Annotated in this window: 27 protein-coding genes, 1 other RNA gene and 1 pseudogene; 20 read left to right on the top strand and 9 right to left on the bottom strand. The window is 51.1% G+C overall.

The window, feature by feature from the left end; translation table 11 throughout:
* The coding region (locus N6P30_RS22405; protein WP_260629979.1) for a hypothetical protein at window positions 1-1,417 on the top strand (1,417 nt) is incomplete at its 5' end.
* A gap of 75 nt (window positions 1,418-1,492) precedes the next feature.
* On the opposite strand, the gene N6P30_RS22400 is transcribed toward N6P30_RS22405, so the two are convergent.
* Window positions 1,493-1,654 (bottom strand): hypothetical protein, encoded by a 162-nt coding sequence (locus N6P30_RS22400; protein ID WP_170226937.1) that lies wholly within the window; start codon window positions 1,652-1,654, stop codon window positions 1,493-1,495.
* A 620-nt stretch (window positions 1,655-2,274) separates the two neighbouring features.
* Here N6P30_RS22400 and N6P30_RS22395 point away from each other — a divergent pair.
* From N6P30_RS22395 to N6P30_RS22350, 10 genes and pseudogenes are all read left to right on the top strand, one after another.
* Window positions 2,275-2,841 (top strand): annotated as a pseudogene (locus N6P30_RS22395) (recombinase family protein).
* A gap of 73 nt (window positions 2,842-2,914) precedes the next feature.
* Window positions 2,915-3,667 (top strand): DNA-methyltransferase, encoded by a 753-nt coding sequence (locus N6P30_RS22390; RefSeq protein ID WP_154827283.1) that lies wholly within the window; start codon window positions 2,915-2,917, stop codon window positions 3,665-3,667.
* A gap of 77 nt (window positions 3,668-3,744) precedes the next feature.
* On the top strand, window positions 3,745-4,917 hold the full coding sequence (locus N6P30_RS22385) for a phage tail sheath protein (RefSeq protein ID WP_154827282.1): 1,173 nt from the start codon (window positions 3,745-3,747) through the stop codon (window positions 4,915-4,917).
* A 9-nt stretch (window positions 4,918-4,926) separates the two neighbouring features.
* Window positions 4,927-5,442 (top strand): phage major tail tube protein, encoded by a 516-nt coding sequence (locus tag N6P30_RS22380; protein WP_154827281.1) that lies wholly within the window; start codon window positions 4,927-4,929, stop codon window positions 5,440-5,442.
* A 59-nt stretch (window positions 5,443-5,501) separates the two neighbouring features.
* Window positions 5,502-5,828 (top strand): phage tail assembly protein, encoded by a 327-nt coding sequence (locus N6P30_RS22375; RefSeq protein WP_154827280.1) that lies wholly within the window; start codon window positions 5,502-5,504, stop codon window positions 5,826-5,828.
* A gap of 14 nt (window positions 5,829-5,842) precedes the next feature.
* The gene (locus N6P30_RS22370; protein ID WP_154827285.1) at window positions 5,843-5,962 is read left to right on the top strand and encodes a GpE family phage tail protein; all 120 of its coding nucleotides are present in this window, start codon (window positions 5,843-5,845) and stop codon (window positions 5,960-5,962) included.
* A complete protein-coding gene (locus tag N6P30_RS22365; protein ID WP_154827279.1) occupies window positions 5,955-9,074 on the top strand; it encodes a phage tail tape measure protein in 3,120 nt (1,039 codons plus the stop codon). Before N6P30_RS22370 ends, N6P30_RS22365 begins: the two co-directional genes overlap by 8 nt.
* On the top strand, window positions 9,071-9,535 hold the full coding sequence (locus N6P30_RS22360; protein ID WP_154827278.1) for a phage tail protein: 465 nt from the start codon (window positions 9,071-9,073) through the stop codon (window positions 9,533-9,535). Before N6P30_RS22365 ends, N6P30_RS22360 begins: the two co-directional genes overlap by 4 nt.
* Before the next feature lie 5 nt (window positions 9,536-9,540).
* Window positions 9,541-10,632 (top strand): phage late control D family protein, encoded by a 1,092-nt coding sequence (locus N6P30_RS22355; RefSeq protein WP_409557678.1) that lies wholly within the window; start codon window positions 9,541-9,543, stop codon window positions 10,630-10,632.
* A 65-nt stretch (window positions 10,633-10,697) separates the two neighbouring features.
* The gene (locus N6P30_RS22350) at window positions 10,698-10,916 is read left to right on the top strand and encodes an ogr/Delta-like zinc finger family protein (RefSeq protein WP_154827276.1); all 219 of its coding nucleotides are present in this window, start codon (window positions 10,698-10,700) and stop codon (window positions 10,914-10,916) included.
* A 157-nt stretch (window positions 10,917-11,073) separates the two neighbouring features.
* Here the strand turns inward: N6P30_RS22350 and rplS are convergent, their stop codons facing one another.
* From rplS to ffh, 5 genes are all read right to left on the bottom strand, one after another.
* Window positions 11,074-11,421, bottom strand: a complete 348-nt coding sequence (gene rplS / locus N6P30_RS22345; RefSeq protein ID WP_002914145.1) for a 50S ribosomal protein L19 — start codon at window positions 11,419-11,421, stop codon at window positions 11,074-11,076.
* Window positions 11,422-11,464: 43 nt separating this feature from the next.
* Entirely contained in the window at window positions 11,465-12,232 is a 768-nt protein-coding gene (gene trmD / locus N6P30_RS22340; protein ID WP_008502493.1) for a tRNA (guanosine(37)-N1)-methyltransferase TrmD, read from the bottom strand.
* Window positions 12,233-12,263: 31 nt separating this feature from the next.
* The gene (rimM, locus tag N6P30_RS22335) at window positions 12,264-12,803 is read right to left on the bottom strand and encodes a ribosome maturation factor RimM (protein WP_021241995.1); all 540 of its coding nucleotides are present in this window, start codon (window positions 12,801-12,803) and stop codon (window positions 12,264-12,266) included.
* Between the two features lie 15 nt (window positions 12,804-12,818).
* Window positions 12,819-13,067, bottom strand: a complete 249-nt coding sequence (rpsP, locus tag N6P30_RS22330) for a 30S ribosomal protein S16 (RefSeq protein WP_003863133.1) — start codon at window positions 13,065-13,067, stop codon at window positions 12,819-12,821.
* Between the two features lie 116 nt (window positions 13,068-13,183).
* A complete protein-coding gene (gene ffh, locus N6P30_RS22325) occupies window positions 13,184-14,545 on the bottom strand; it encodes a signal recognition particle protein (protein WP_008502496.1) in 1,362 nt (453 codons plus the stop codon).
* A 166-nt stretch (window positions 14,546-14,711) separates the two neighbouring features.
* Between ffh and N6P30_RS22320 the strand changes: the two genes are divergently transcribed.
* Window positions 14,712-15,503, top strand: coding sequence for an inner membrane protein YpjD (locus N6P30_RS22320; RefSeq protein ID WP_032623031.1), 792 nt, complete (start codon window positions 14,712-14,714; stop codon window positions 15,501-15,503).
* Window positions 15,504-15,521: 18 nt separating this feature from the next.
* Window positions 15,522-16,808 (top strand): HlyC/CorC family transporter, encoded by a 1,287-nt coding sequence (locus N6P30_RS22315; RefSeq protein ID WP_025759264.1) that lies wholly within the window; start codon window positions 15,522-15,524, stop codon window positions 16,806-16,808.
* Between the two features lie 52 nt (window positions 16,809-16,860).
* Here N6P30_RS22315 and grpE read toward each other — a convergent pair whose 3' ends face one another.
* Complete coding sequence (grpE, locus tag N6P30_RS22310; protein ID WP_008502499.1) at window positions 16,861-17,454, bottom strand: nucleotide exchange factor GrpE; 594 nt, start codon at window positions 17,452-17,454, stop codon at window positions 16,861-16,863.
* Window positions 17,455-17,576: 122 nt separating this feature from the next.
* Between grpE and nadK the strand changes: the two genes are divergently transcribed.
* The 3 genes from nadK to bamE all read left to right on the top strand — a co-directional run bounded on the left by nadK (window position 17,577) and on the right by bamE (window position 20,679).
* Window positions 17,577-18,455 (top strand): NAD(+) kinase, encoded by an 879-nt coding sequence (gene nadK / locus N6P30_RS22305; RefSeq protein WP_008502500.1) that lies wholly within the window; start codon window positions 17,577-17,579, stop codon window positions 18,453-18,455.
* Window positions 18,456-18,540: 85 nt separating this feature from the next.
* Window positions 18,541-20,202 carry a DNA repair protein RecN gene (recN, locus tag N6P30_RS22300; RefSeq protein WP_023294347.1) on the top strand — a complete coding sequence of 554 codons (1,662 nt, stop codon included), beginning with the start codon at window positions 18,541-18,543 and terminating at the stop codon, window positions 20,200-20,202.
* A 138-nt stretch (window positions 20,203-20,340) separates the two neighbouring features.
* A complete protein-coding gene (gene bamE, locus N6P30_RS22295) occupies window positions 20,341-20,679 on the top strand; it encodes an outer membrane protein assembly factor BamE (RefSeq protein ID WP_008502502.1) in 339 nt (112 codons plus the stop codon).
* A gap of 108 nt (window positions 20,680-20,787) precedes the next feature.
* Here bamE and N6P30_RS22290 read toward each other — a convergent pair whose 3' ends face one another.
* Window positions 20,788-21,075, bottom strand: coding sequence for an RnfH family protein (locus N6P30_RS22290; protein WP_008502503.1), 288 nt, complete (start codon window positions 21,073-21,075; stop codon window positions 20,788-20,790).
* Window positions 21,065-21,502, bottom strand: a complete 438-nt coding sequence (locus tag N6P30_RS22285; protein WP_014832955.1) for a type II toxin-antitoxin system RatA family toxin — start codon at window positions 21,500-21,502, stop codon at window positions 21,065-21,067. The genes N6P30_RS22290 and N6P30_RS22285 overlap by 11 nt, the downstream gene beginning before the upstream one ends.
* Before the next feature lie 156 nt (window positions 21,503-21,658).
* Between N6P30_RS22285 and smpB the strand changes: the two genes are divergently transcribed.
* From smpB to N6P30_RS22265, 4 genes are all read left to right on the top strand, one after another.
* Complete coding sequence (gene smpB / locus N6P30_RS22280) at window positions 21,659-22,141, top strand: SsrA-binding protein SmpB (RefSeq protein WP_008502505.1); 483 nt, start codon at window positions 21,659-21,661, stop codon at window positions 22,139-22,141.
* 89 nt (window positions 22,142-22,230) lie between these two features.
* Window positions 22,231-22,594: a transfer-messenger RNA gene (ssrA, locus tag N6P30_RS22275) on the top strand.
* A gap of 165 nt (window positions 22,595-22,759) precedes the next feature.
* Entirely contained in the window at window positions 22,760-23,989 is a 1,230-nt protein-coding gene (locus N6P30_RS22270; protein WP_170226936.1) for an integrase domain-containing protein, read from the top strand.
* A 325-nt stretch (window positions 23,990-24,314) separates the two neighbouring features.
* On the top strand, window positions 24,315-26,830 hold a 2,516-nt coding region (locus tag N6P30_RS22265), incomplete at its 3' end, for an AAA domain-containing protein (RefSeq protein ID WP_260629978.1).

Here is a 26,830-nt window from a genome sequence, read left to right as displayed (position 1 = left end):
GTTTTCAAATAGAAAAATAAGTCTAACACTTACACTTATAACTGCTTTATCACTAATATCAAATATCGCAATAGGTGCCATTTGGGTATATATAAATTTTGATGCAATTCCAGCATACGGAGATACAACCGAGTATTTTTCACTATCAAAAACACTCATTGTAGATCAATATCGAGGTATTTTATACCCAGCAATCCTTCGTGTCGCATCAATATTATCAGGTTATTTACCTGTAACACATTTGATATACACAATACAGTTAATTCTTTGCACCTTCTCTATATTCTATTTTTGCAAAACCATTTTAGATAAAAACAAAAGAGCAAAATCATTATCATTCATAATTGCCATATCAGTAACTTTAAACCCTCTAATTGCGCATTTTTGCATGTCGATTCTGACCGACTCTCTTACAACCTCTTTTACAATAATATTTATCACTGCACTTATCATGGCGCTCTCTCGTGATAGCACAACAAAACAAACATGCTTTGATTTTTTAATAGCTGCATTATCACTTATCATGATGTCGTCACTAAGAATTGACAAACTCTACATGTCAATATTTGTTTTTTTATTTTCAATTTGCACTTTGATATTTTTAGCAAAAAACAATGTTTCCAGAGCGCTAATGGGTTTATCATTCCTATTAATTTCGGCATCAGCAGCTATAGCCATTAAACACTCTACTACTGCTTACAACCATAATAGACCTCCCTTAGATATATCAAGCATGGCTTTCAATAGGGTTGTGTGGCCGCGCATGACTGAAGTATACCCATTCCTAGATAATACTGTTAAATCACAGATCACTATCGATGATTCAAAATTATTTGACTCCCACAACAATTACGTATATCCATTGCTTACACGAGAATTAGAAAAACCAAATGGCAAGAAAGTTATAGATAATATAACCCTAACCACAATTAAACACTTCCCAACTGAAGTTGCTTATAACGTAGCTTTTGATTTCATAAAATACTCCTTACCTAATTTTCAATTTCCGCTAGAAGAATATAACATCCTTCCACAGTCAGTGGCCACCTCTTGGACCATAGAGCGGATGGAAATGCATCGACCCATCACAACCAAAGCATATCTTATTGTTGGATTAGTTAATCTCTTGTCAATTACGTTAATTGCAGCATGGTCATTATTAAATAATAATATTAAGTTTTTTAGAAAGACAGCTCATTCAGCACTGATTATTATATCAGCGATTTTGACAAACTCAGCTCTTTACACATTAAGCTCAGGAATGCACGCTCACATAAGATACGCACTCCCATCCTACACCATAATCCAGTCATTGCTTACCTCGATGGCAATAGTTGCAATATATAAAATTATTATGAATAAAAAAACGGGAAAAAAGATATCTCTTGATACTTCCCCATCATCAGCCGAAAAATAAAAAGACTCGTGTCATTCTATTTGTATTCTAGGAATGACACGAAACATCTATCTTATCATGCGTACTCCCATACAATCACAACACCAGGTTGGCCCGTTCCGCCAGCGGCAGCTGCAAGGCTTGGTCCTTGGTTGCTTCCGGATGCCCCTGAGCCGAACCCTGAGCCACTACGGAATCCGGATGCAGCAGGCTGCCAGCCACCAGTACCAAAAGGACAGCTTGCACCAGACGATCCAAGGATGTTTCCGATTGTGTACGCAAAAGCCGTGGTTGATGCTACTCCGGCAAATCCGACAATATTTGCTCCTGTAGGCTCTGCGCTTGCTCCCCCATTTGGAACCATGTGAGGAGTGGTCATACCGGCAACACCAGGCCCCCCTCCAACACCTCCTGGTGCGATCAGTAGCGATCCGAATGAAGTCGTTCCTCCATTACCACCAGTATTAGCTCCAGCTGGCCCACCAGTGCCACCCGCACCAATAGTGACCGTTACCCCAGAAAATCCACTGGTGAAAATGCCGCTTGCATAAGCTCCTGCGCCTCCACCTGCTGATGCGGTATACGCCGTGGACGATGTCGCCGGAACCCCGCCGCCACCACCTCCTCCTCCAACCTGTTCGACGATGATAAATTTTGTCCCTGCGGTCGGTGTATATGTTCCGGATGATGTAAACCGCTTTGGAGACCCCATTAAACGACCAACGGCACCATTTGTTATCAAATCAAGGTTTGCGGGATTTGCCTGCCATTTCTGGTCGTGTTGGCCGTACCAAAAAAAGGTTTCTGCCAAACCGTCATAAATGACCGTGCTCGATACAATGCGCCCCTGAAACTCAACGGATAAGGGGATGTTTTATATGCTGGTTGGCTACGTAAGGGTGTCAACAAATGACCAGAACACCGCGCTACAGAGAAATGCACTGGAGTGCGCAGGATGTGAGCTGATTTTTGAAGACAAAATAAGCGGTAAAACTTCAGAGAGACCGGGCCTAAAAAAGCTCCTGAAAGCACTTTAAGAAGGCGATACGTTGATCGTCTGGAAGCTGGATCGGCTGGGCCGAAGTATGCGCCATCTTGTAACCCTTATTGAAGAACTGCGCCAGCGCGGCATTAATTTTCGAAGTCTGACGGACAGTATTGATACTTCCACCCCAATGGGGCGTTTTTTCTTTCACGTCATGGGCGCACTTGCTGAAATGGAAAGAGAACTTATCGTGGAGCGTACCCGTGCAGGTCTGGAGGCAGCCAGGGCGCAGGGGCGAGTTGGCGGCAGACGTCCAAAGCTAACGGCAGAACAATGGGCGCAGGTCGGGCGGCTTATCGCTGCCGGTGAGTCACGCCAGCGTGTTGCCCTGATTTTTGATGTCGGGCTTTCCACCCTTTACCGTAAGTACCCCGCCGCTGGCACATTGTCTGAAACATGAAACATACCTGTACACATGACCAGTAATTATAGTTTTTGTAACCTGAAAACAGGCACATAAACGAGAAATGGCTATGCAGAAAGCGGTTATTGGTCCGGCGACGTTGTATTGTGGTGACAGTCTGGAAATCCTGCGGATTCTGGATGAACAATTTGATGCGGTGGTGACTGACCCGCCTTATTCAAGCGGAGGCATGACACGCGGTGATCGCGTGGCAAAGCCTTCTGACAAATACATTAACAGCACTCACCATCACGAATTCTATGGTGATAACCGCGACGCCCGATCATGGGCATTCTGGATGACGCAATGGTTAAGCCAGGTAAACCGGCTGGTCGTTCCGGGTGGTTACGCTATGGTGTTTACCGACTGGCGGCAGCTTCCTACCCTGACCGATGTGTTTCAGGCCGGGGGCTTTATCTGGCGTGGGCTGGTTCCGTGGGACAAAACGCTTTCAAGTCGCGCGCCTCATACCGGATATTTTCGCCATCAGTGTGAATACATTGTGTGGGGCAGTAACGGGCCGCTGCCGAAAAGTCAGCATGGCGGACCATGGCCCGGACTTTTGACACAGCGGATTATTCCTTCCCGGAAACTGCATATGACCGGCAAGCCGGTTGAGCTGATGGAGAAACTGACCGCGCCGGTCGCACCGGGCGGAAATATTCTCGATCCGTTTATGGGGAGTGCGTCAACGGGCGTGGCTGCAATTCGCCGGGGCTGCCGGTTCACCGGTATTGAAATGAGCCAGCAATACTTCGATATTTCATGCGATCGGATGGAAAAGGAAATGGCAGCGCTAAAAGCTGGCGTATTGTGCCAGTGACAGCACAACGGCGCGAAGCTGTGCGCGCGACATAATCACTTCACCATAGGGCGGAATCCACTCAGGAGGTCCGCCAGATGGCTGAAGATTATCACCACGGTGTCCGCGTTCTGGAAGTCAATGAAGGAACGCGCACTATCCGTACCGTCAGTACCGCTGTTGTCGGAATGGTCTGCACGGCAGACGACGCCGACGCAGCAACATTCCCGCTTAACACGCCGGTGCTTATCACTGACGTGCTCACCGCGTCCGGCAAGGCGGGCGAAACCGGCACCCTCGCCCGTTCACTGGATGCTATTGCCGATCAGTCCAAACCCGTCACCGTTGTGGTGCGCGTTGAGCAGGGCGAGACCGAAGCGGAAACCACGTCGAATATCATCGGCGGCGTGACTGCCCAGGGCAAACGCACCGGCATGAAAGCGCTGCTTACCGCCAACAACCAGCTCGGTGTGAAGCCGCGCATTCTGGGGGTTCCCGGCCATGACACGCAGGCGGTGGCGTCTGAACTGCTGAGCGTGGCGCAGTCCCTGCGCGGCTTCGCGTATCTGGCTGCCTATGGCTGTAAAACCGTTCAGGAATGTATCGATTACCGCGCCAACTTCGGCCAGCGTGAAGGTATGTTGATCTGGCCTGATTTTACCGGCTGGGACACGGTGACCGATGCCGAGCAGACGATGTACGCCACCGCCCGTGCGCTGGGCCTGCGCGCCAAAATTGACAGTGACACCGGCTGGCATAAGTCGCTTTCCAACGTCGCAGTGAACGGCGTTACCGGTATTTCCGCCGATGTGTTCTGGGACTTGCAGGATCCGGCAACCGACGCGGGCCTGCTGAACAAAAACGACATCACCACGCTTATCCGCTCTGATGGTTTTCGCTTCTGGGGTTCCCGCTCCCTGAGCGATGACCCGCTGTTCCAGTTTGAGTGTTACACCCGCACCGCGCAGGTTCTGGCGGACACCATGGCAGAGGCCCACATGTGGGCGAATGACATGACGCTGACCCCGTCACTGGCCCGCGAAATTATCGAAGGCGTGAAGGCCAAAATGCGCTCGCTGGTCAGCCAGGGTTATCTGCTGGGCGGAGACTGCTGGTTTGACGACAGCGTGAACGATAAGGACACCATCAAGGCCGGGAAGCTGTGGCTGGACTATGACTACACCCCGGTCCCGCCGCTGGAAAACCTGATGTTCCGCCAGCGTATCACCGACCGTTATCTGGTCGATTTTGCCAGCCAGCTTAAATCCTAAGGGGACGTTATGGCACTGCCACGCAAGGTTAAATACCTGAATCTGTTTAACGCCGGTCAGAACTGGATCGGCCTGGTTGAGTCCGTCACCCTGCCAAAACTGACGGAGAAAATGGAGAAGTACCGGGGCGGCGGTATGCCGGGTTCGGTGGATATCAGTCTGGGCCTGGACGATGGCGCGCTGGATACAGAATTCACCATCGGCGGTACGGAGATCCAGCTGTTCAAGCAGATGGCGACACCCACTGTGGACGGTGTTCAGCTGCGTTTTACTGAATCCCTGCAACGTGACGACACCGCCGAAGTGACCGCACTGGAGCTGGTTACCCGTGGCCGCTACAAAGAACTGGATTCCGGCGAGCACAAGCAGGGCGACAGCTCAACCACCAAAGTGACCTGCACTAACACTTACGTAAAACTCACCATCAATGGTGAGGAGCTGTATGAAGTGGACACGGTGAACATGGTCTGGAAAGTCGGTGGCGTGGATATGCTTGAAGCGCACCGCACCGCGCTGGGCCTTTAATTTAAACGGGCGCGCCTTCCGCGTCCGTCTTTACTTCTCTTTTCTGAACGGAACACATCATGACCAAAGAAACCGAAACTACCGGCACCGAACCACGCACCACCGCAACCGTCACCCTGGACTGCCCGATCCAGCGCGGTAAACAGACCATTGAAACCATCACCGTGCGCAAGCCACAGTCCGGCGCGCTGCGCGGCACCCGTTTGCAGTCGCTGATGGAAATGGACGTGGACAGCATGATGGTGGTGTTGCCGCGCGTCACCACGCCGTCACTGACCCGTGAGGAAGTGCTTACCCTGGAGCCGGGCGATCTGTTGCAGTTATCCGTGGAGCTGGTCAGTTTTTTGTTACCGAAGTCGGCAACTGCCGGTTTCCCGATAAATTAACTGTTGATGATTTAATTGCCGATATCGCCACGATCTTTCACTGGCCGCCCGATGTAACCGGCGATATGTCGCTGACAGAACTGCTGGAGTGGCGGCACAAAGCCATTTTACGAAGTGGGGCCGCCGATGAGTGACCGTAACCTGCGTTTGCAGGTTGTATTAAATGCCGTTGATAAGCTCACCCGCCCGTTTAAGGATGCGCGTGCCGGTTCTCAGGAACTGGCCGCCGCCATCAAAAAATCCCGTGATGCCCTGAAACAGCTCGACCAGGCTGGCGCGAAGCTCGACGGGTTCCGCACCCTGCAACAGTCCGTGAAACAGACCGGTGCCGATCTGGCGCAGGCCCGCCTGCGCGCCCAGATGATGACCCGAGAAATGGCGGGGATGGAAAACCCGACAAAGAAACAGACCAAAGCCCTGGAAGACCAGCGGCGGGCCGTGTCACGTCTGGAGAAAAAACAGCAGGAAGAAACAGCGCAACTAAGCCGGGTCCGGGCGGAGCTGTACCGGCTGGGAATTTCAGCCAAAGACGGCACCGGCGCAACGGAAAAAATCCGCCGGGAAACGGCCCGTTATAACAATGAGCTTCGGGAACAGGAAGCCAGGCTGAAGCGCGTCGGGGAACAACAGCGCCGCGCAGCTGCTGCCAGCGCTGCGTTTCAGCGTTCAAGAGCATTACGCAATGAAATTGCTACAACCGGGGCGGGAATGGTAGCGACGGGTGTGGCAACTGCCATGCCGTTGATGGCCCCTGTCCGGGCGTACTCGGAATCGGAAGAGGCAGCGACACAACTGGCGGCGTCAATGATGGCTCCGGGCGCAAAGGTGCTGCCTGAATATGAGCAAATAAATAAGCTGGCGCTTCAGCTTGGTGATCGCCTGCCCGGCACTACGGCAGATTTTCAGAACATGATGACGATGCTTCGCCGTCAGGGGATGTCTGCAACATCGATCCTGAACGGGCTTGGGGAGGCTACGGCTTATCTCGGTGTACAGCTAAAGTTACCTGCGACAGAAGCGGCGGAGTTTTCGGCCAAACTTCAGGATGCCACTGGTACGGCAGAAAAGGACATGATGGGCCTGATGGATGTAATCCAGAAGGGCTTCTACGCCGGTGTTGATCCGAACAACATGCTTAACGGCTACGCAAAAATTTCCAGTGCTATGTCAATTCTCAAGGTGAAAGGACTGGACGCGGCGAAAGCTTTTGCACCGTTACTTGTTATGGCCGATCAGGCGGGTATGCCCGGCGAATCTGCGGGTAACGCCTATCGTAAGGTTTTCCAGGCAGCAATGAACCGGGACAAAGTGACCGGGGCGAATGATGATCTGAAAGCTGCGGGTTATAAAATCAAGCTCAGTTTCAGTGACGGTAAAGGCGAATTCGCCGGGCTTGAGGCGCTTTATCAGCAGTTGCTGAAGCTCAAAAATGTCTCTACAGAAATGCGGCTCGCCACTCTGAAAGGCATTTTTGGGGATGATGCGGAAACCCTCCAGGTTCTGAATATCATGATTGATAAAGGAATGGATGGTTACCGTGAAGCGGAAGCAAAGTTGCAGGCGCAGGCATCGCTGCGTGAGCGTGTCGATTCCCAGCTTAAAACGCTGGGCAACCGCTGGGAAGCTGCGACCGGCTCTTTTACCAATGCTTTAGCCACAATAGGCGCGACCGTTGCACCGGAACTAAAACAGCTGGCTGACTGGCTGGGAAATCTGGCGAACCGCCTCAATCAGTTTGTTCAGCAACATCCGAAACTGGTATCTGCGATTTTTAAGGTGGTTGCCGGTTTCGCAATAGTTACTGCAACGCTGGGAACGCTGGGGCTTGCTGTTGCCGCCATTCTGGGGCCGCTGGCTATCATGCGTTACGGCTTTAGTTTGCTGGGCGGCGGCGCGCTGTCGCGCCTGCTTCCGGGGTTCGGCGGACTGGCGGCCATTATTGCCCGTCTGGCTCCGGGTCTGGCCGGTGCCGGTGGCGGGATCCGCGCATTTTTGGCAAGCCTTCAGAATACCGATGCGGCATCCGTAATAGAGCGCATCCGGGCGGCGCTGTCCGGGTTCGGCGAAGACGACGAGGAAGGCGGCATACTGGATGCGCTGCGCAACGGGGTGCTCAACCATCTGAAAGAGCAGGCAGAGAACGCGGGCGGCGCGCTGGTCGCCGCGTTCCGTAACCCTGTAGCCACGCTGTCAGCCCTGCGGGGGCATGTTGCCGGGCTGGCAACGACAGGTTTTGGGATGCTGGGTACGGCGGTGAGCCGCTTCGGTAATATCCTGCTGGCGCTTGTCACCTCGCCGCTGGCGCTGCTGCGCACGGCATTAATGGCAACCGGCGGCCTGCTGGGCGCGCTGCTGAGTCCCGTCGGGCTGGTCGTTATGGCGCTGTCTGCCGTCGCGCTGGTTGTCTGGAAATACTGGCAGCCCATCACGGCATTTTTATCCGGGATGGTGGAAGGGTTTCAGGCGGCTGCCGGGCCAGTTAAAGAAGCGTTCGAACCCCTACGCCCCGTGTTCACCTGGATAGAACAAACAGTGAAAGGACTGTGGAAGTCATTCACCGATTTGCTTTCCCCTGTCAAATTTACCTCTGATGAGCTGAGCAATGCGGCAGATATGGGTAAACATTTCGGCCAGGCGTTAGCAGATGGTCTGGCACTCGTAATGAGTCCCCTTGAGTCGCTTAAGTCGGGCGTCTCATACCTGCTGGATCTGATGGGTCTTGTCAGTGATGAGTCTAAAAAAATGCCTGATGCCGGTAAGGTAACCGGGAATGCTTATTTGAAATACGGTAACGAGCAGGACCGAAATTTTACTGTGAGCGGCTATGAGGTTGGCGCGTACGATTCCGGTGGCTACCTGCCCGCCGGGAAAATGGGCATAGTCGGGGAGAACGGCCCCGAGCTGATAAACGGGCCGGTCAATATCATGAGCCGTCGCCGTACCGCCGCACTGGCTGCCGCTACGGCGATGGCGTTCGGCAGCCTGTCACAGCCTGTTGCCGCGAAACCACTTCATCCGCTAAGCCTGCCGGTGACGGAATACCGTCATCCGTCAGCCGGACCGCGGGGCGGTGATCTGTCCGTTTCATCCGGTCCGGCAAAATATGAAATCAACATTCACCAGGCACCGGGCCAGAGCGCGCAGGATGTGGTGGCGGAAGTTATGCGCCAGCTCGACGCGCGGGAGCGCCAGCGCGCCGCCGGTCGCCGCAGTAGCTTCAGTGACAGAGGGGATTTTGAACCATGATGATGACCCTGGGCCTGTTTGTATTCATGCTGAAAACCGTCCCGTTCCAGCAGTTGCAACTGCAACAGCAGTGGCGACATGCCAGCAACAATCGTATGGGCCTGCGCCCGTCGCTTCAGTTTCTGGGGCCGGACAGCGATGTGATAACCCTGTCAGGGGTGCTGATGCCCGCCATCACCGGCGGGCGGCTGTCCATGCAGATGCTGGAACTGATGGCGGAAACCGGCAAGGGCTGGCCGCTGCTGAAAGGCAACGGGACCATTTACGGCATGTTCGTGATCGAGAATATCGGGCGAACGGAAAGCGAGTTTTTCAGCGACGGTTCACCGAGAAAAATTGAATTTACCGTGACGCTGAAGCGTATGGATGAGTCGCTCAGTCAGACGCTGGGCGACCTGTCCGGGCAACTGACCCAGCTTAAGGACAACGCGGTCAGCAGTGTGGGGGGTTTGCTGTCATGACAGATATGACCATGTTTGCCGGTAGTGAATGTGTCCCTGCTTACCGGGTAATGATGAAGGACCGGGATATCACGCAGAACCTTGCGCCCCGGCTTATTGCCCTGACGCACACCGATAACCGTGGCTTTGAGGCTGACCGCCTCGATCTGGAACTGGACGACGCAGACGGCCTGCTGGAACTGCCGCGCCGGGGTGCGGTACTGTCGCTCGCGCTGGGCTGGAAGGGAAAGCCGCTGATCGTCAAAGGGGATTTTACCGTTGATGAGATTGAGCATTACGGAACGCCGGATCGCATTACGGTGCGGGCGCGTAGCGCGGATTTTCGCGCCACGCTGAACACCCGCCGGGAGAAGTCCTGGCATCAGACCACCGTGGGGAAAGTGTGTGAAGAAATCGCCGCCCGGCACAAGCTGGAAACGGCCATCGGTGCGGACATGGCCGCGCAGGATGTGGACCACATCGACCAGACCAATGAATCAGACGGGTCATTTCTGATGCGGCTGGCCAGACAGTATGGCGCGATTGCATCCGTTAAATCTGGCAGGCTGTTGTTCATCCGGCAGGGCCAGGGGAAAACCGCCAGTGGTAAGGCGCTGCCGGTAGCCACCATAACCCGCAAATCAGGCGATCAACACCGGTTCAGTTTAGTAGACCGCGAAGCCTACACTGGCGTGATCGCTTCCTGGCTGAATACCCGCGAGCCGGTAAAGAAAGACCCGGCAAAAGTGAAGCGCAGGCGTCGGAAGGCCAGCGCATCCAAAACCAAAACCCCGGAAGCCAAACAGGGTGATTATCTCATCGGTACGGATGAAAACGTTCTGGTCCTGAGTCGCACCTATGCCAACCGGCGCAACGCTGAGCGCGCCGCAAAGGCCGCATGGGAACGGCTTCAGCGTGGTGTGGCATCGTTTTCTATCGGGCTGGCGCTGGGGAGAGAAGATTTATTCCCGGAACTGCCGGTCAAGGTAAGCGGGTTCAAACAGCAGATTGATGAGGCGGACTGGATTATCACTACTGTAACCAACTCCATAAACGATAACGGTTTTACGACATCGCTGGAACTGGAAGTGAAAATTTCAGATACAGACATGAATTAAATTATTTTGAAAATGCAAGTTACAAGTTATCATAATTAAACTTTTCGAGATGGAGAAACCTGAAAATGATGAATTGCCCTCTCTGTGGTAATGCAGCGCATACGCGGAGTAGTTATCAGGTATCGTCGAACACAAAAGAACGCTATAACCAGTGTCAGAATATTGAATGTGGTCATACATTCATTACACATGAAACCTTTGTTCGATCTATTTCCACACCGCAACGAGTTAACCCGGCCCCGCCCCATCCTCAGTTCAATGGACAAAGCCATTTAGTTTTCTAATCAAGCCCGCGTAAAGCGGGTTTTTTTTATGTCCACGAATGTCCACTGTCCATCGCTTCGGTGGGCAATTTATGGACAAAGCACAAAAAACAAGGGGCTGGCAAAATGCCAACCCCTTGTATCTACACTACTTTCACGGATGTCGCGAAAGCGTTTCTTAGTTCAGACGCTCTTTAATACGAGCAGACTTACCAGTACGCTCACGCAGGTAGTACAGTTTAGCTTTACGTACAGCACCACGACGTTTAACAGCAATGCTGTCAACTACCGGAGAGTGAGTCTGGAAGACACGCTCAACGCCTTCGCCGTTGGAAATTTTACGAACAGTGAATGCAGAGTGCAGACCGCGGTTACGAATAGCGATAACCACGCCCTCGAATGCCTGCAGACGTTTTTTGGAACCTTCAACAACCCATACTTTCACTTCCACGGTGTCACCTGGACGGAAGGAAGGTACGTCCTGCTTCATCTGCTCTTGTTCAAGTTGCTTAATAATGTTGCTCATAATTTAATCTCTTATCCTGGGTAAACTGATATTCGGGAGCGTATTACGCATTCCCATCATGTTCATGCTGCTGTTGCGCGTGTTCAGTTTTGAACTCGGCCAGCAACTTTGCTTGCTCTTCAGTCAGAGCCAGGTTTTCCAGAAGTTCAGGTCTTCTAAGCCAGGTTCGGCCCAGCGACTGCTTCAAACGCCAGCGACGTATCTCGGCATGGTTTCCTGACAGTAACACTGCCGGGACCTCCATCCCTTCTAACACTTCAGGACGGGTATAGTGTGGACAGTCCAGCAACCCATCGGCAAAGGAATCTTCCGTTGCCGAAGCTTCATGGCCCAGTACTCCCGGAATGAACCGGGCGACGGAGTCAATCAGCGTCATTGCGGGTAACTCACCACCGCTGAGAACGTAATCGCCGATAGACCATTCTTCGTCAATCTCGGTTTGAATTACGCGCTCATCTATCCCTTCGTAGCGACCACAGACCAGAATCAGCTTTTGATTCGTCGCCAGTTCGCTGACGCCCGCTTGATCAAGCTTGCGTCCCTGAGGTGACAGATAAATCACCTTTGCGCCTTCACCTGCCGCGGCTTTTGCTGTGTGAATGGCGTCCCGTAAGGGTTGCACCATCATTAGCATCCCCGGTCCGCCGCCGTAAGGACGATCGTCCACAGTACGGTGCCGGTCATGAGTAAAGTCACGCGGACTCCAGCTCTGGATGCTCAGCAGGCCATTCTTTACTGCCCGGCCAGTTACCCCGTAATCGGTAATCGCGCGGAACATTTCAGGAAACAGGCTAATTATGCCAATCCACATAGCGCCGTCTTTTACCGTTTATCCGGAGAATTTAAAAACCAGGATCCCAATCTACTTCAATGGTTTGAGTAGTGAGATCGACTTTCTTGATAACCTGTCCATCGAGGAACGGAACCAACCGCTCCTTGATGCCAAATGCATCTTTCAGGTTTGCCTTAATGACGAGAACGTCATTTGACCCGGTTTCCATCATATCGATGACTTTCCCCAGGCTGTAGCCTTCAGTCGTGACTACCTGGCAACCCATAAGGTCTTTCCAGTAGTAGTCGCCCTCTTCCAGCTGTGGCAACTGCGACGAATCCACGACAATTTCACAATTAGTCAGCGCATTCGCGGCATCACGATCGTCAACGCCTTTCAGCTTGATGATGATGTCCTGATTGTGGTGACGCCAGCTTTCCAGCTCGACCTCTTCCCACTTACCGCCTTTCTGGATAAACCAGGGCTGGTAATTAAAAATGCTATCAGCGTCTTCAGTGGAGGAAAACACTCTGAGCCAACCACGGATACCGTAGCAAGAACCCATTTTTCCCAATACGATCGGTTCAACAGGTGCTTTATTGCTCATCATGACCACCGTGACAGATTAAGCTGCTTTGTTTGCTGCTTTGATCAGCGTAGCAACGCGATCGGAAACAGTAGCGCCCTGGCCAACCCAGTGAGCGATACGATCCAGATCCAGACGAGTTTCTTCTTCTGCGCCAGCGGCCAGTGGGTTGAAGAAACCAACGCGCTCGATGAAGCGACCGTTGCGTGCATTACGGCTGTCAGTCACAACAACCTGGTAGAACGGACGCTTTTTAGCGCCGTGACGTGCTAAACGAATAGTTACCATAACATCCTCTTGTGTGAATAAAACAACCGGGCCCCATCGAGGAACGGAGCCCGGGTGTCATATTAAAAGCCCGAAAATTTTACTCATTTTCGGGCAAAAAGCAATCTCAAAAGCGATTAACGCCCTGGAAAACCGGGAGGCATCATCCCTTTCATGCCGCGCATCATCTTCGCCATGCCGCCTTTCTTCATTTTCTTCATCATGCGCTGCATGTCGTCGAACTGCTTCAGAAGGCGGTTAACGTCCTGCACCTGCATGCCGCAACCGGCTGCGATACGGCGTTTACGGGAACCTTTGATGATGTCCGGGTTAGCGCGTTCTTTAAGGGTCATCGAGTTGATGATCGCCTCCATACGCACCAGCACCTTGTCATCCATCTGCGCTTTCACGTTGTCAGGGATCTGGCCCATGCCCGGCAGTTTGCCCATCAGGCTGGCCATGCCGCCCATGTTTTTCATCTGACGCAGCTGCTCAAGGAAGTCAGTCAGATCGAAACCGTCCCCTTTTTTCAGCTTGCTGGCCAGCTTCTCGGCCTGCGCGCGGTCAACCTTGCTCTCGATATCTTCGATCAGCGACAGCACGTCGCCCATGCCGAGGATACGGGAGGCAATACGATCCGGGTGGAACGGCTCCAGCGCTTCAGTTTTCTCGCCCACGCCGAGGAATTTGATCGGCTTACCGGTGATATGACGAATAGAAAGCGCCGCACCGCCGCGGGCGTCACCGTCCACTTTGGTCAGCACCACGCCGGTTAACGGCAGCGCTTCGTTAAACGCTTTCGCGGTATTCGCCGCATCCTGACCGGTCATGGCGTCGACGACAAACAGGGTCTCTACCGGGTTGATAGAGGCATGCACCTGCTTGATCTCGTCCATCATCGCTTCGTCAACGTGCAGACGACCGGCGGTATCCACCAGCAGCACGTCGTAAAACTTCAGCTTCGCCTCTTTCAGCGCGGCGTTAACGATATCGACAGGCTTCTGCGCCACGTCGGACGGGAAGAAATCCACGCCGACCTGCTCTGCCAGGGTTTCCAGCTGCTTGATCGCCGCCGGGCGATAGACGTCCGCAGAGACCACCAGCACTTTCTTCTTGTGCTTTTCGCGCAGGAATTTACCCAGCTTACCGACGCTGGTGGTTTTACCCGCACCCTGCAGGCCCGCCATCAGCACCACGGCCGGTGGCTGAGCGGCCAGGTTAAGCACCTGGTTCTCTTCGCCCATCGCCGAAACCAGTTCGTTACGAACGATTTTGACGAACTCCTGACCCGGGGTCAGGCTCTTATTAACTTCATGACCAACCGCCTTCTCTTTCACGCGGTTGATAAAATCACGAACAACCGGCAACGCGACGTCTGCTTCCAGCAGCGCCATGCGCACTTCGCGCAGCGTTTCCTTGATGTTGTCTTCAGTAAGGCGTCCGCGGCCGCTGATGTTGCGCAGCGTGCGCGACAAACGATCGGTTAAATTATCAAACATTGTCTCTCGCCTGAGTAGAAACGTTGGGCCGCCATGAGCGACACATACACAGAATTTTGCCGGAGTATAACATGAAGGCGCCTTTGTTGTTATGCAACGGTTGGAGCAGGCGTCACGTAACGTTATACTGCTTCTCTTTCTTATTAAGACAACTGTCGATGCCTATATGCCTGTTTTCGCACTGATCGCCCTTGTTGCCTACTCTGTCAGCCTCGCGCTGATTATTCCCGGACTGCTGCAAAAAAACAGCGGCTGGCGGCGCATGGCTATTCTTTCGGCGGTGATCGCACTGATTAGCCACGCCTTTGCGCTGGAATCACGCATTATCCCCGGCGACGGCAGCGTGCAAAACCTGAGCGTGCTGAACGTCGGCTCGCTGGTCAGCCTGATGATCTGTACGGTAATGACCATCGTCGCGTCTAAAAATCGCGGCTGGCTGCTGCTGCCGATTGTCTACACCTTCGCGCTGATCAATCTGGCCCTCGCCACCTTTATGCCTAATGAGTTCATTACGCATCTGGAGGCGACACCGGGGATGCTGGTGCATATCGGCCTGTCGCTCTTTGCCTACGCGACGCTGATCATCGCCGCGCTTTATGCCATGCAGCTCGCCTGGATTGACTACCAGCTGAAAAACAAAAAACTGGCGTTTAACCATGAAATGCCGCCGCTGATGGTGATTGAGCGTAAGATGTTCCACATCACCCAGGTGGGCGTGGTGCTGCTGACGCTCACGCTCTGCACGGGCCTGTTTTACATGAAGAACCTGTTCAGCGTGGAGAATATCGATAAAGCGGTGCTCTCCATCATCGCGTGGTTTGTCTATATTGTCCTGTTATGGGGCCATTATCATGAAGGCTGGCGCGGTCGTCGCGTGGTCTGGTTCAACGTCGCGGGTGCGGGCATTCTCACCCTTGCCTATTTTGGCAGCCGCTTCATACAGCAATTTGCTGGCTAAGAAACAAAGGAGTTCCCCCTGGAACACATCTCAACCACCACGCTGATCGTTATCCTGATCGTCATGGTGGTCATCTCCGCCTATTTCTCCGGCTCGGAAACCGGCATGATGACCCTGAACCGCTACCGGTTACGTCATCGTGCTAAACAGGGTAACCGCGCCGCCCGTCGCGTTGAAAAACTGCTCCGCAAGCCGGATCGCCTGATTAGCCTGGTGCTCATCGGCAACAACCTCGTCAACATTCTGGCCTCTGCGCTCGGCACCATCGTCGGGATGCGCCTGTACGGCAACGCCGGGGTCGCAATTGCCACCGGCGTGCTGACGTTCGTGGTGCTGGTGTTTGCCGAAGTGCTGCCAAAAACCATCGCCGCGCTTTACCCGGAGAAGGTCGCCTACCCGAGCAGCTTCCTGCTGGCACCGCTGCAGATCCTGATGATGCCGCTGGTCTGGCTGCTGAACATGGTGACGCGCGTCCTGATGCGGATGGTGGGGATCAAAGCCGACGTCACCATCAGCAGCGCGCTCAGCAAAGAGGAGCTGCGCACCATCGTGAACGAATCCCGCTCGCAGATCTCCCGGCGCAATCAGGACATGCTCCTGTCGGTGCTCGATCTGGAAAAGGTGAGCGTGAACGACATCATGGTGCCGCGTAACGAAATCGTCGGTATCGACATCAATGACGACTGGAAAGCCATCGTCCGCCAGCTGACGCACTCCCCGCACGGGCGAATTGTGCTGTACCGCGACTCGCTGGATGACGCCATCAGCATGCTGCGCGTGCGCGAAGCCTACCGTCTGATGACCGAGAAAAAAGAGTTCACCAAAGAGGTGATGCTGCGCGCCGCCGACGAAATTTATTACGTGCCGGAAGGAACGCCGCTCAGCACGCAGCTGGTGAAATTCCAGCGCAACAAGAAGAAGGTCGGCCTGGTGGTCAACGAGTACGGCGATATCCAGGGGCTGGTGACGGTCGAAGATATTCTGGAAGAGATTGTCGGGGACTTTACCACCTCAATGTCGCCTTCCCTCGCGGAAGAGGTCACCCCGCAAAACGACGGATCGGTGCTGATTGACGGAAGCGCAAACATTCGTGAACTCAACAAAGCCTTTAACTGGCATTTGCCGGAAGATGAGGCTCGCACCATTAACGGGATGATTCTGGAAGCGCTGGAAGAGATCCCGGCGGCGGGCACGCGGGTGCGCATCGAGCAGTACGATATTGATATCCTGGACGTGCAGGACAATATGATCAAGCAGGTGAAAGTCCTGCCCGTTAAACCCCTGCGCGAAAGTATCGCGGAGTAAGGTTGTAGGCCGGGTAAGGCGAACGCCGCTACCCGGCACTATGGATAGCGAATTACGCTTTCGCTTTCGCCACGGTCACCATCGCAGCGCGGATGGTACGGCCGTTCAGGGTATAGCCTTTCTGCATCACGCCCAGCACTTTACCGGCTTCAATCTCTTCAGATTCAACCATCGCAATGGCCTGGTGAACGTTTGGATCCAGCGGAACATCGGTATCGGCAATCACTTCCACGCCAAACTTACGCACCACGTCGAGCATGGATTTCAGCGTCAGTTCGATACCTTCGATCATCGCCGCGTTGTCCGGATTCGCTTTGTCAGCCACTTCCAGCGCGCGATCGAGGCTATCGATCACCGGCAGCAGTTCGTTGACGAATTTCTCCAGCGCAAATTTATGCGCCTTCTCAACGTCCTGCTCGGTACGACGACGCAGGTTTTCCATTTCCGCCTTGATGCGCAGAACACTGTCGCGTTCGCGATTCTGTGCTTCTACCAGCTGGGCTTCCAGATTCGCAATTTTTTCATCGCGCGGGTCCACCTGCTCAGCAGATGCGTCTGGCTCTACAGCCTCAACTTCATCGTGCTGTTCCGTGATAATTTCTTCAGGGGCTTGCCCCTCAGGCGTTTTCTGTTCTTTACTACTCATGAATTTCTCCGCGTTTTTCTGCATTCATCTCGCTAACTTCGCTTATTATGGGGATCAGTTTCCGGGATTCAAGGGAACAAGACAGATTGTCATCATTCATCAGGCACAAGGACCTCCAGAAAATGAATAATCATTTCAGGTGTATTGGGATCGTCGGGCATCCGCGTCACCCTACCGCACTAACGACACATGAAATGTTGTATCGCTGGTTGTGTAGCAAAGGCTATGAAGTGATGGTCGAGCAGCAGATTGCTCAGGAGCTGCAGCTGAAGAGCGTCAAAACCGGCACGCTGGCGGAAATAGGCCAACAGGCCGATCTCGCCGTGGTGGTGGGCGGCGACGGCAACATGCTCGGCGCGGCCCGCACGCTGGCGCGCTATGACATTAAGGTCATCGGCATCAACCGTGGCAATCTCGGCTTTTTAACCGACCTGGACCCGGACAATGCACAGCAGCAGCTGGCCGACGTGCTGGAAGGCCACTATATCAGTGAAAAACGCTTTTTACTGGAAGCGCAGGTGTGCCAGCAGGACTGCCAGAAACGCATCAGCACCGCGATTAACGAGGTGGTCCTTCACCCTGGCAAAGTGGCGCACATGATTGAGTTCGAAGTCTATATCGACGAAATCTTTGCCTTCTCCCAGCGTTCTGACGGGCTGATTATCTCCACCCCGACCGGCTCAACCGCCTACTCGCTTTCTGCCGGCGGCCCGATCCTGACGCCCTCGCTGGATGCCATTACCCTGGTACCGATGTTCCCGCACACGCTCTCCGCCCGCCCGCTGGTGATCAACGGCGACAGCACGATCCGTCTGCGCTTCTCGCACCGCCGTAACGACCTGGAGATCAGCTGCGACAGCCAGATAGCGCTGCCTATCCAGGAAGGTGAAGATGTGCTTATTCGCCGGTGTGATTACCACCTGAATTTGATACATCCAAAAGATTACAGCTATTTCAACACATTAAGCTCGAAGCTTGGCTGGTCAAAAAAATTGTTCTGATTTTGCATCCAGTACTTTACTGTATAAAAAACCAGTTTATACTGTATGAAAACACAGTTATGGTTTTTCATACAGGAAAACAATTATGCTGGCACAACTGACCATCAGCAACTTTGCCATTGTTCGTGAGCTTGAGATCGATTTCCACAGCGGCATGACGGCGATCACCGGGGAAACCGGTGCGGGTAAATCCATTGCCATTGATGCCCTCGGCTTGTGCCTTGGCGGCCGCGCCGAGGGCGACATGGTGCGCATGGGCGCAAACCGTGCCGACCTGTGCGCCCGCTTCTCCCTGAAAGACACCCCTGCTGCCCAGCGCTGGCTGGAGCAGAATCAGCTTGAAGATGGACGTGAGTGTTTACTTCGCCGCGTTATTAGCAGCGACGGTCGCTCACGCGGCTTTATCAACGGCACGGCGGTCCCGCTCTCCCAGCTCCGTGAACTCGGCCAGCTGCTTATCCAAATCCACGGTCAGCACGCGCATCAGCAACTCGTTAAACCCGAACAGCAGAAAGCGCTGCTGGATGGCTATGCGGGTGAGTACGCGCTTACTCAGCTTATGGCAGAGCACTATCGCCAGTGGCATCAGAGCTGCCGCGAGCTCGCGCAACACCAGCAGCAAAGCCAGGAGCGCGCCGCCCGTGCGGAGCTGCTGGAATACCAGCTCAAAGAGCTGAACGAATTCAACCCGCAGCCGGGTGAGTTTGAGCAAATCGACGAAGAGTACAAGCGCCTGGCGAACAGCGGTCACTTGCTCTCAACCAGCCAGAATGCGCTCAACCTGCTGGCGGATGACGAAGACGTGAACCTGCAGAGCCAGCTGTATAACGTCCGTCAGCTGCTTACCGAACTGGTCGGCATGGACAGCAAACTGTCTGGCGTCCTGGATTTGCTGGAAGAGGCGGCCATTCAGATTTCTGAAGCCGGTGACGAACTTCGCCACTACTGTGAGCGTCTGGATCTCGACCCGAACCGTCTTTTTGAGCTGGAGCAGCGTATCTCCCGTCAGATCTCGCTGGCGCGCAAGCACCACGTTACGCCGGAAGAGCTGCCGGGCTACTATCAGTCTCTGCTGGACGAGCAGCAGCAGCTTGACGATCAGGCTGACTCGCAGGAGACCCTCTCTCTGGCGGTGAATCTGCACCATGAACAGGCGCTGGCGACAGCGCAAAAGCTGCATGAAATTCGTCAGCACTATGCTCAGGAGTTAAGCCAGCACATTACCGACAGCATGCACACGCTGGCGATGCCGCACGGCGTCTTCACCATTGACGTTCGCTTTGAAGAGAACCACCTGACGGCGGAAGGTGCAGATCGTATCGAATTCCGCGTCACCACCAACCCGGGGCAGCCGCTGCAGGCGATCTCCAAAGTGGCCTCAGGCGGTGAACTGTCGCGTATTGCGCTGGCGATTCAGGTGATCACCGCGCGTAAAATGGACACCCCGGCGCTGATTTTCGATGAAGTGGATGTCGGCATCAGCGGCCCGACGGCGGCGGTGGTGGGTAAACTGCTGCGCCAGCTCGGCGAATCCACGCAGGTGATGTGTGTCACCCACCTGCCGCAGGTCGCGGGCTGCGGTCATCATCACTTTATTGTCAGCAAAGAAACCGACGGTGAAATGACCGAAACGCACATGAAGCCGCTGGATAAACGTGCGCGTCTGCAGGAGCTGGCACGCCTGCTCGGCGGCAGCGAAGTCACGCGTAACACGCTCGCGAACGCGAAAGAACTGCTGGCAGCATAAACTTTTTCGGGATCTCAGGGTCATACAGAACAACAAAAACGCCGCCAGACCGGTTTCAAAGTGGGGCAAGGTCTATTATCATCGGCATATTACATATGAGCCGCGTTCTGCTCGGGCCCGAAAAGGAATCAAATCACTATGCGTTGTAAAATGCTGACCGCTGCCGCAGCGGTTCTTCTGATGTTGACCGCAGGCTGTTCCACTCTGGAGAAAGTGGTTTACCGTCCTGACATCAACCAGGGGAACTACCTTACCCCTAACGATGTGTCCAAAATCCGCGTGGGGATGACACAACAGCAGGTCGCTTATGCACTGGGAACCCCGATGATGTCCGATCCGTTCGGCACTAACACCTGGTTCTATGTATTCCGTCAGAAGCCGGGCCATGAAGATGCGACCCAGCAGACCCTGACGCTGACCTTCAGCAGCGCCGGTGTGTTGACCAACATCGACAACAAGCCTGCCCTGACTAAATAATCCGGTGTCAGAAATGCAAAAAGGTGCTCATTGAGCACCTTTTTTGTATCTGAGTTCTTACGAAGAATCGTAGCCCCGCTAAGCGCTGCGCCACCGGGGAAGAAAGCGCTACTTACTGGCCTTCTCCGCGCGTTGGCGACGCAGCTCTTTCGGGTCGGCAATCAGTGGACGATAAATCTCCACCCGGTCGCCCTCTTTCAGCACATCGCCCAGCTTCACCGGACGGCTATAAATCCCGACCTTGTTCTTCGCCAGGTCGATATCGCTGCGAAGCTCGAGGATGCCGGAAGCACGGATGGCCGCCTCAACGGTCGCCCCCTCTTCCAGCGTCACGCGCTGCAGATACTGCTTCTCCGGCAGCGCGTACACCACTTCTACAGCAATCTTATGCGACACTGTAAACCTCTTTGGCGCGGGTGGTGAACGCCTGAACCATATTCGATGCCAGCTCTTTAAAGATGCGGCCAAACGCCAGCTCAATCAGCTTATTGGTGAACTCGAAGTCAAGATGGAACTCAATGCGGCAGGCGTCAGCGCTCAGCGGCGTAAACTTCCAGCCTCCCATCAGGGTCTTGAACGGACCATCCACCAGATGCATCAAAATGCTCTGATTGCTCGTCAGCGTATTGCGGGTGGTGAACGTCTTGCTGATCCCCGCTTTGGAGACATCCACCGCCGCGGTCATCTGCGTCGGGCCGGATTCCAGAACGCGGCTCCCGGTGCATCCCGGAATAAATTCTGGATAAGACTGAACATCGTTCACTAACTGATACATTTGTTCCGCGCTGTAAGGCACAAGCGCAGTACGGCTAATCTGAGGCATAGCATTTCCCATGGTCACACAACGGACAAATAATAACATTTATCACCTGTTAAAAAAACGCTAAGCCTCATCTCGTGCTAAGATAGCGCGTTAGACCTCACAGGACGCAATGAGGTGACTTTTTGAAATCAGATTACCGACGGCTTTACGACACTTATGACGAAGAAAAAAGCACATAAACCAGGCTCGGCGACCATTGCGCTCAACAAGCGTGCTCGCCACGAGTATTTCATTGAAGAAGAATTCGAAGCTGGCCTTGCGTTGCAGGGCTGGGAAGTAAAATCGCTGCGCGCCGGGAAAGCCAACATCGGCGATAGCTACGTGATCCTGAAAGATGGCGAAGCCTTCCTGTTCGGCGCGAACTTTACGCCGCTGACCGTCGCCTCTTCACACTACGTTTGTGACCCTACGCGCACGCGCAAATTGCTGCTGAACAAGCGTGAGCTGGAATCCCTCTACGGACGCATCAACCGCGAAGGTTTCACCGTGGTCGCCCTGTCGCTGTACTGGAAAAACGCCTGGTGCAAAGTGAAAGTTGGCGTCGCGAAGGGTAAAAAACAGCACGACAAACGTACTGACCTGAAAGAGCGCGAGTGGCAGCTGGACAAAGCGCGCATTATGAAAAACGCAGGACGTTGATTCTGCACACTTATTGTACTATTCAATAAGTTAGCGTTCCGGGCTGGTATCCAGGAAGTGAAATCTGGTATACTCAGTTCAACACTATTGGGGCTGATTCTGGATTCGACGGGATTTGCGAAACCCAAGGTGCATGCCGAGGGGCGGTTTGCCTCGTTAAAAGCCGCAAAAAAATAGTCGCAAACGACGAAAACTACGCTTTAGCAGCTTAATAACCTGCTCTGAGCCCTCTCTCCCTAGCTTCCGCTCTTAAGACGGGGATCAAAGAGAGGTCAAACCCAAAAGAGATCGCGTGGAAGCCCTGCCTGGGGTTGAAGCGTTAAAACTAATCAGGCTAGTTCGTTAGTGGCGTGTCTGTCCGCAGCTGGCGTGCGAATGTAAAGACAAACTAAGCATGTAGTACCGAGGATGTAGAAATTTCGGACGCGGGTTCAACTCCCGCCAGCTCCACCACTTTTTAGTTGTTTGAAGTACAATGAAGTCTACTAAGCCCGCACAGCACAAGCTCTGCGGGCTTTTTCATGTCTATTGTCGTCCAGTGAGAATTGCTGAGAACTATCACTTATGGCACCCTGAATGGGACCCACAACGAAGGGTCCAAAAACCGAGGGTCCCAAAATGGCAAAAATCGCTAAGAAGCTCACTGACACTGAAATCAAAAGCACCAAGCCAGCCGACAAAGAAATCAACTTGTTTGACGGTGATGGTTTGATCCTACGAATCGCCCCCCTCTCGAAAGGAGGGAAGAAGAATTGGTATTTCAGGTATGCAGTGCCGGTGACCAAAAAGCGAACTAAGGTGAGCTTAGGAACATATCCTCACCTTACACTGGCAAGAGCCAGAGCCTTACGAGATGAATACCTTTCCTTGCTTGCCAATGGCATTGATCCTCAAATCCATAACAACGATAAAGCTAATGCCTTAAAGAATGCTACTGAACACACTCTCCAAGCCGTGGCAAGGAAATGGTTAGATGAGAAGGTAAAGACATCAGGTATCTCACAAGATCATGCAGAAGATATCTGGCGAAGCCTGGAGAGAAATATCTTTCCCGGCTTGGGTAATGTTCCTATCAATGAGATCCGACCTAAACTCTTAAAGCAACATCTTGACCCTATTGAGCAACGAGGAGTCCTCGAAACTTTACGGCGAATCATTTCCCGATTAAATGAAATTTTCCGTTATGCAGCAACTGAGGAACTTATCGAATTCAATCCGGCTGACAACCTTGGGCAACGGTTCAGTAAGCCTAAAAAGCAGAATATGCCTGCATTACCCCCTTCCGAGTTACCCCGCTTCCTATTGGTGTTAAACAATGCCTCTGTTCGTTTAGAAACAAGGCTACTGATTGAGTGGCAACTTCTTACATGGGTTCGCCCTGGTGAAGCTGTTCGCACAAGATGGACTGATATAGATACCGATAACTCAATGTGGAACATTCCTGCTGAATTTATGAAAATGAAGAAGCCCCATAAAGTCCCACTGAGCAAAGAAGCTTTGCGAGTATTGGATTCAATGAAAGCCATCAGTGGGCACAGAGAGTGGGTTTTCCCCAGCATCAAAGCTCCACTCAATCACATGCATGAACAAACAGCAAATGCAGCCATAATCCGTATGGGCTTTGGGGGTGAACTTGTCGCTCACGGTATGCGATCTATTGCTAGAACGGCTGCTGAAGAGAGCGGTAAATTCAGGACAGAAGTGCTTGAAGCGGCTCTTGCACACTCAAAAAAGGATGAAATAATAGCAGCTTACAATCGAGCAGAATACTTAACAGAACGAGTTGCTCTTATGCAGTGGTGGAGTAATTATGTTCAAGCTCAAAGGCTGAAAGCCGTTGCAGCCTAATAATTCAAAACCATATAATAAACAAGGGTAATTATTGGAATTGCATCTCTATTTTTCAACGAACAACTTAGTACCATACACCCAGCATTAACCAATTAAAGCCCTGTTTTAGCTTCTGAGATTAAGCAATAGCTGGTCAAATAATTTAAGAAGCTTTTTTTTTGATCCAAACCAAACAACACTACTTAACTCATTGTATATATTGCTTTTTTATGTTAGCAATAAATACAATGTACAGCATACATGCATATGTTGGGGCGGTAGCATTTAAATGTACAATTCTCATCCGTAAAGTTAACACAGCATTTATGAATAAGGTTGGTCTATGAGTGAAAATAAACTGTTTGATAATTATGAGATTATAGAAAGAAATCTACTAAAAACAGAGTCAGATAAAAACATCCCTGAAATAAATCTTGCCCTTAAGGATGGAGAGAGTTACATCATTAAATATTGGCCTAGAAATACCTTAAGTGATGAACAAGTCCTTGAAAGTATTTGGCAACATGAACTACGACAACTCCAAAGATTAAAAGGATATCCTGGCGTAGGAGATTATATTGTAAATCCCGTCGAATCAAAAAAAACAAATGACGGATATTATCTAGTTTTAAACTCCGATGGCAGAGTTCCTACATCATATTTACTAAATAAAAAGACTCTATCCCTCCCCGGAAAGAGCCATTGGCTTACACGATTAAAAGACCCAACAATAAGAATAAGGTTTTGGAAAAACATCAGTAGAGTTACGAGTGCTATTGGTTTACTTCATGCTCAGGGATTACTACATCGACATTTGGATGAAAATGCAATTCTTACATACAACTATGAATCTGATGATTATAATGACTTTCAACTAACGGGATTTGAATGGTCGATTCGGATGCCAACACTTACAACGGCGAAGATCGAACATTCTGGTGAACAAGGGAAAATATCAACATTCGCTACAGATTGGGTTGACTTAGGAGTATTAATATCTAAGTTCCTTAAAATAGAAATAAACAAGATTAAGGATCTTCACTTTCCCGCCGAATACTTTATAACTAACAATCAATTAGCAATCAGTGAAGTAGCAATAATTCGCAGTCTCTTAGGTATTCAACCAATTCAGCAAAATGCTATCAAAGAACTTTTAGGAGAAAAGGAAATCCTCCAATTCATAGAGAGGATAACCAATGAGCTTACTGATTATTATAAAAGAACCAAAACTATACACGGCATTGCTATAAACACTAAATTCTCACAAATAGATAATAATAAAGAGAAAAAAGAATTATTTCACTGCATACAAAAAGTCATCCATAGAAAAACTCAATTCACTATTTCAAGAGATGACACAGAAATAATTAAGAATTTTGTAAAAGATGATTTATCTGAGACTCCTGTATTGTTTGTAAATAATTATGAAAACGATTATTACGATGTAATTTTAAAAGGTAAAGAGCTTTTCTATGTGCTGACACCATTTCAACCAGACCATGGAACGAATGATAAAACGTGGAAAATAGGTTACTCAAAACATGCTTATTTAGAGCTTCCGAATAAATTTTTCAGCAAAGAAAACTACATAGAATTAAATAGCAACAATATTTTTTGTTATACTCATCATGAAGCAAAAAATTTCCTTCTAAACAGTAATGAATCTTTAAATCTAATGTCTTGGGATATTATATTCAAAGAAATAGGAAAAACTTACAACAAGAAAAATGAAGAACATCTTAAATTATTAGAGGGATTAACTGCTGTACATATTACTAATATCGCCTATGCTAAGGCAGAAATTTTCCCTGTAGAAATACTCAGTGAAGAAAGTGACTCAGAAAATATTGGCTCATGGATTTTTAAATTCATATCAAGGCTTGATGAGGCAACTGAAGAGTTGTCAAAATCTCTTAGCATAGAATCCCCATCAGTTAGGCTTGAAAAAATAATAAACAGTAGCGAAAATAATGACAAGTTATCTTGGAGTCTTGTTAATAATAAAGATTTTAGTAGAGTTGATGATGAAATCCTTTTAGAGTTTTATGGCTTTGAAACCGATAATAAAAGTCAAGATATTTACAGTTTCACCTCTAAAAAACCACTTCCCGATTGGCGAGATCTTTATATTGTTCCAGATTCTCTAGAAGGTACATTGCGTCAAATAACACGACATGCAAATACATTAGACATGCTTGAAAATCATGTAGAATTGATGAATGTAATTACTTCACCTAACACACACCTTACAGTAAGCAATGAAGAAATCGTTGCAGAAGATATAATGGATTCATTAGATGAATCTAAACAGAAAGTTTTTTCAAAAGTTTTATCAACTTTACCAATGAACCTTGTACAGGGACCTCCGGGAGTTGGTAAAACTCACTTAGTAAAAGCCCTATCTCAATATATATTTAAAGAAGAACCTAACAGCAGAATATTATTCACCGCACAGAGTCATGCTACTGTACAGCATCTTTACCATGAAGTTGTTAAAGATTTAGTTACGCAAGATAAAAGCATTAATGGCCCTATAATCATTAGATGCAACAAAGTTTCTGGTGAGGACAATATTGTAGTAAACAGTGCTGATGAGACTGGATTAGAATACTTAAAGATGTTTGTAGAAAGCGATCTTTTTAAAAATTCATCTAATGATAAATTAAAGAATGACATTGCTGGTTTACTTAAATCCTCACCTGCAAAAAGATACCCATTAATTAATCAACTTATCAAATCAGCAAGCTTAATATTCGCTACAACAAATTCCGATTATGTCGAAAGAATGATAAAGGAAAGAGCACAATTTGATTGGTCTATCATGGAAGAGACAGGGAAAGTTACAGGGATAGAACTAAG

The organism is Enterobacter sp. PL1, from assembly GCF_945957325.1.
In the GTDB taxonomy this organism is placed as follows: Bacteria; Pseudomonadota; Gammaproteobacteria; order Enterobacterales; family Enterobacteriaceae; genus Enterobacter; species Enterobacter roggenkampii.
Note: the sequence above shows the minus strand (reverse complement) of the source record. Positions and strands in the feature narration are given on the sequence as shown.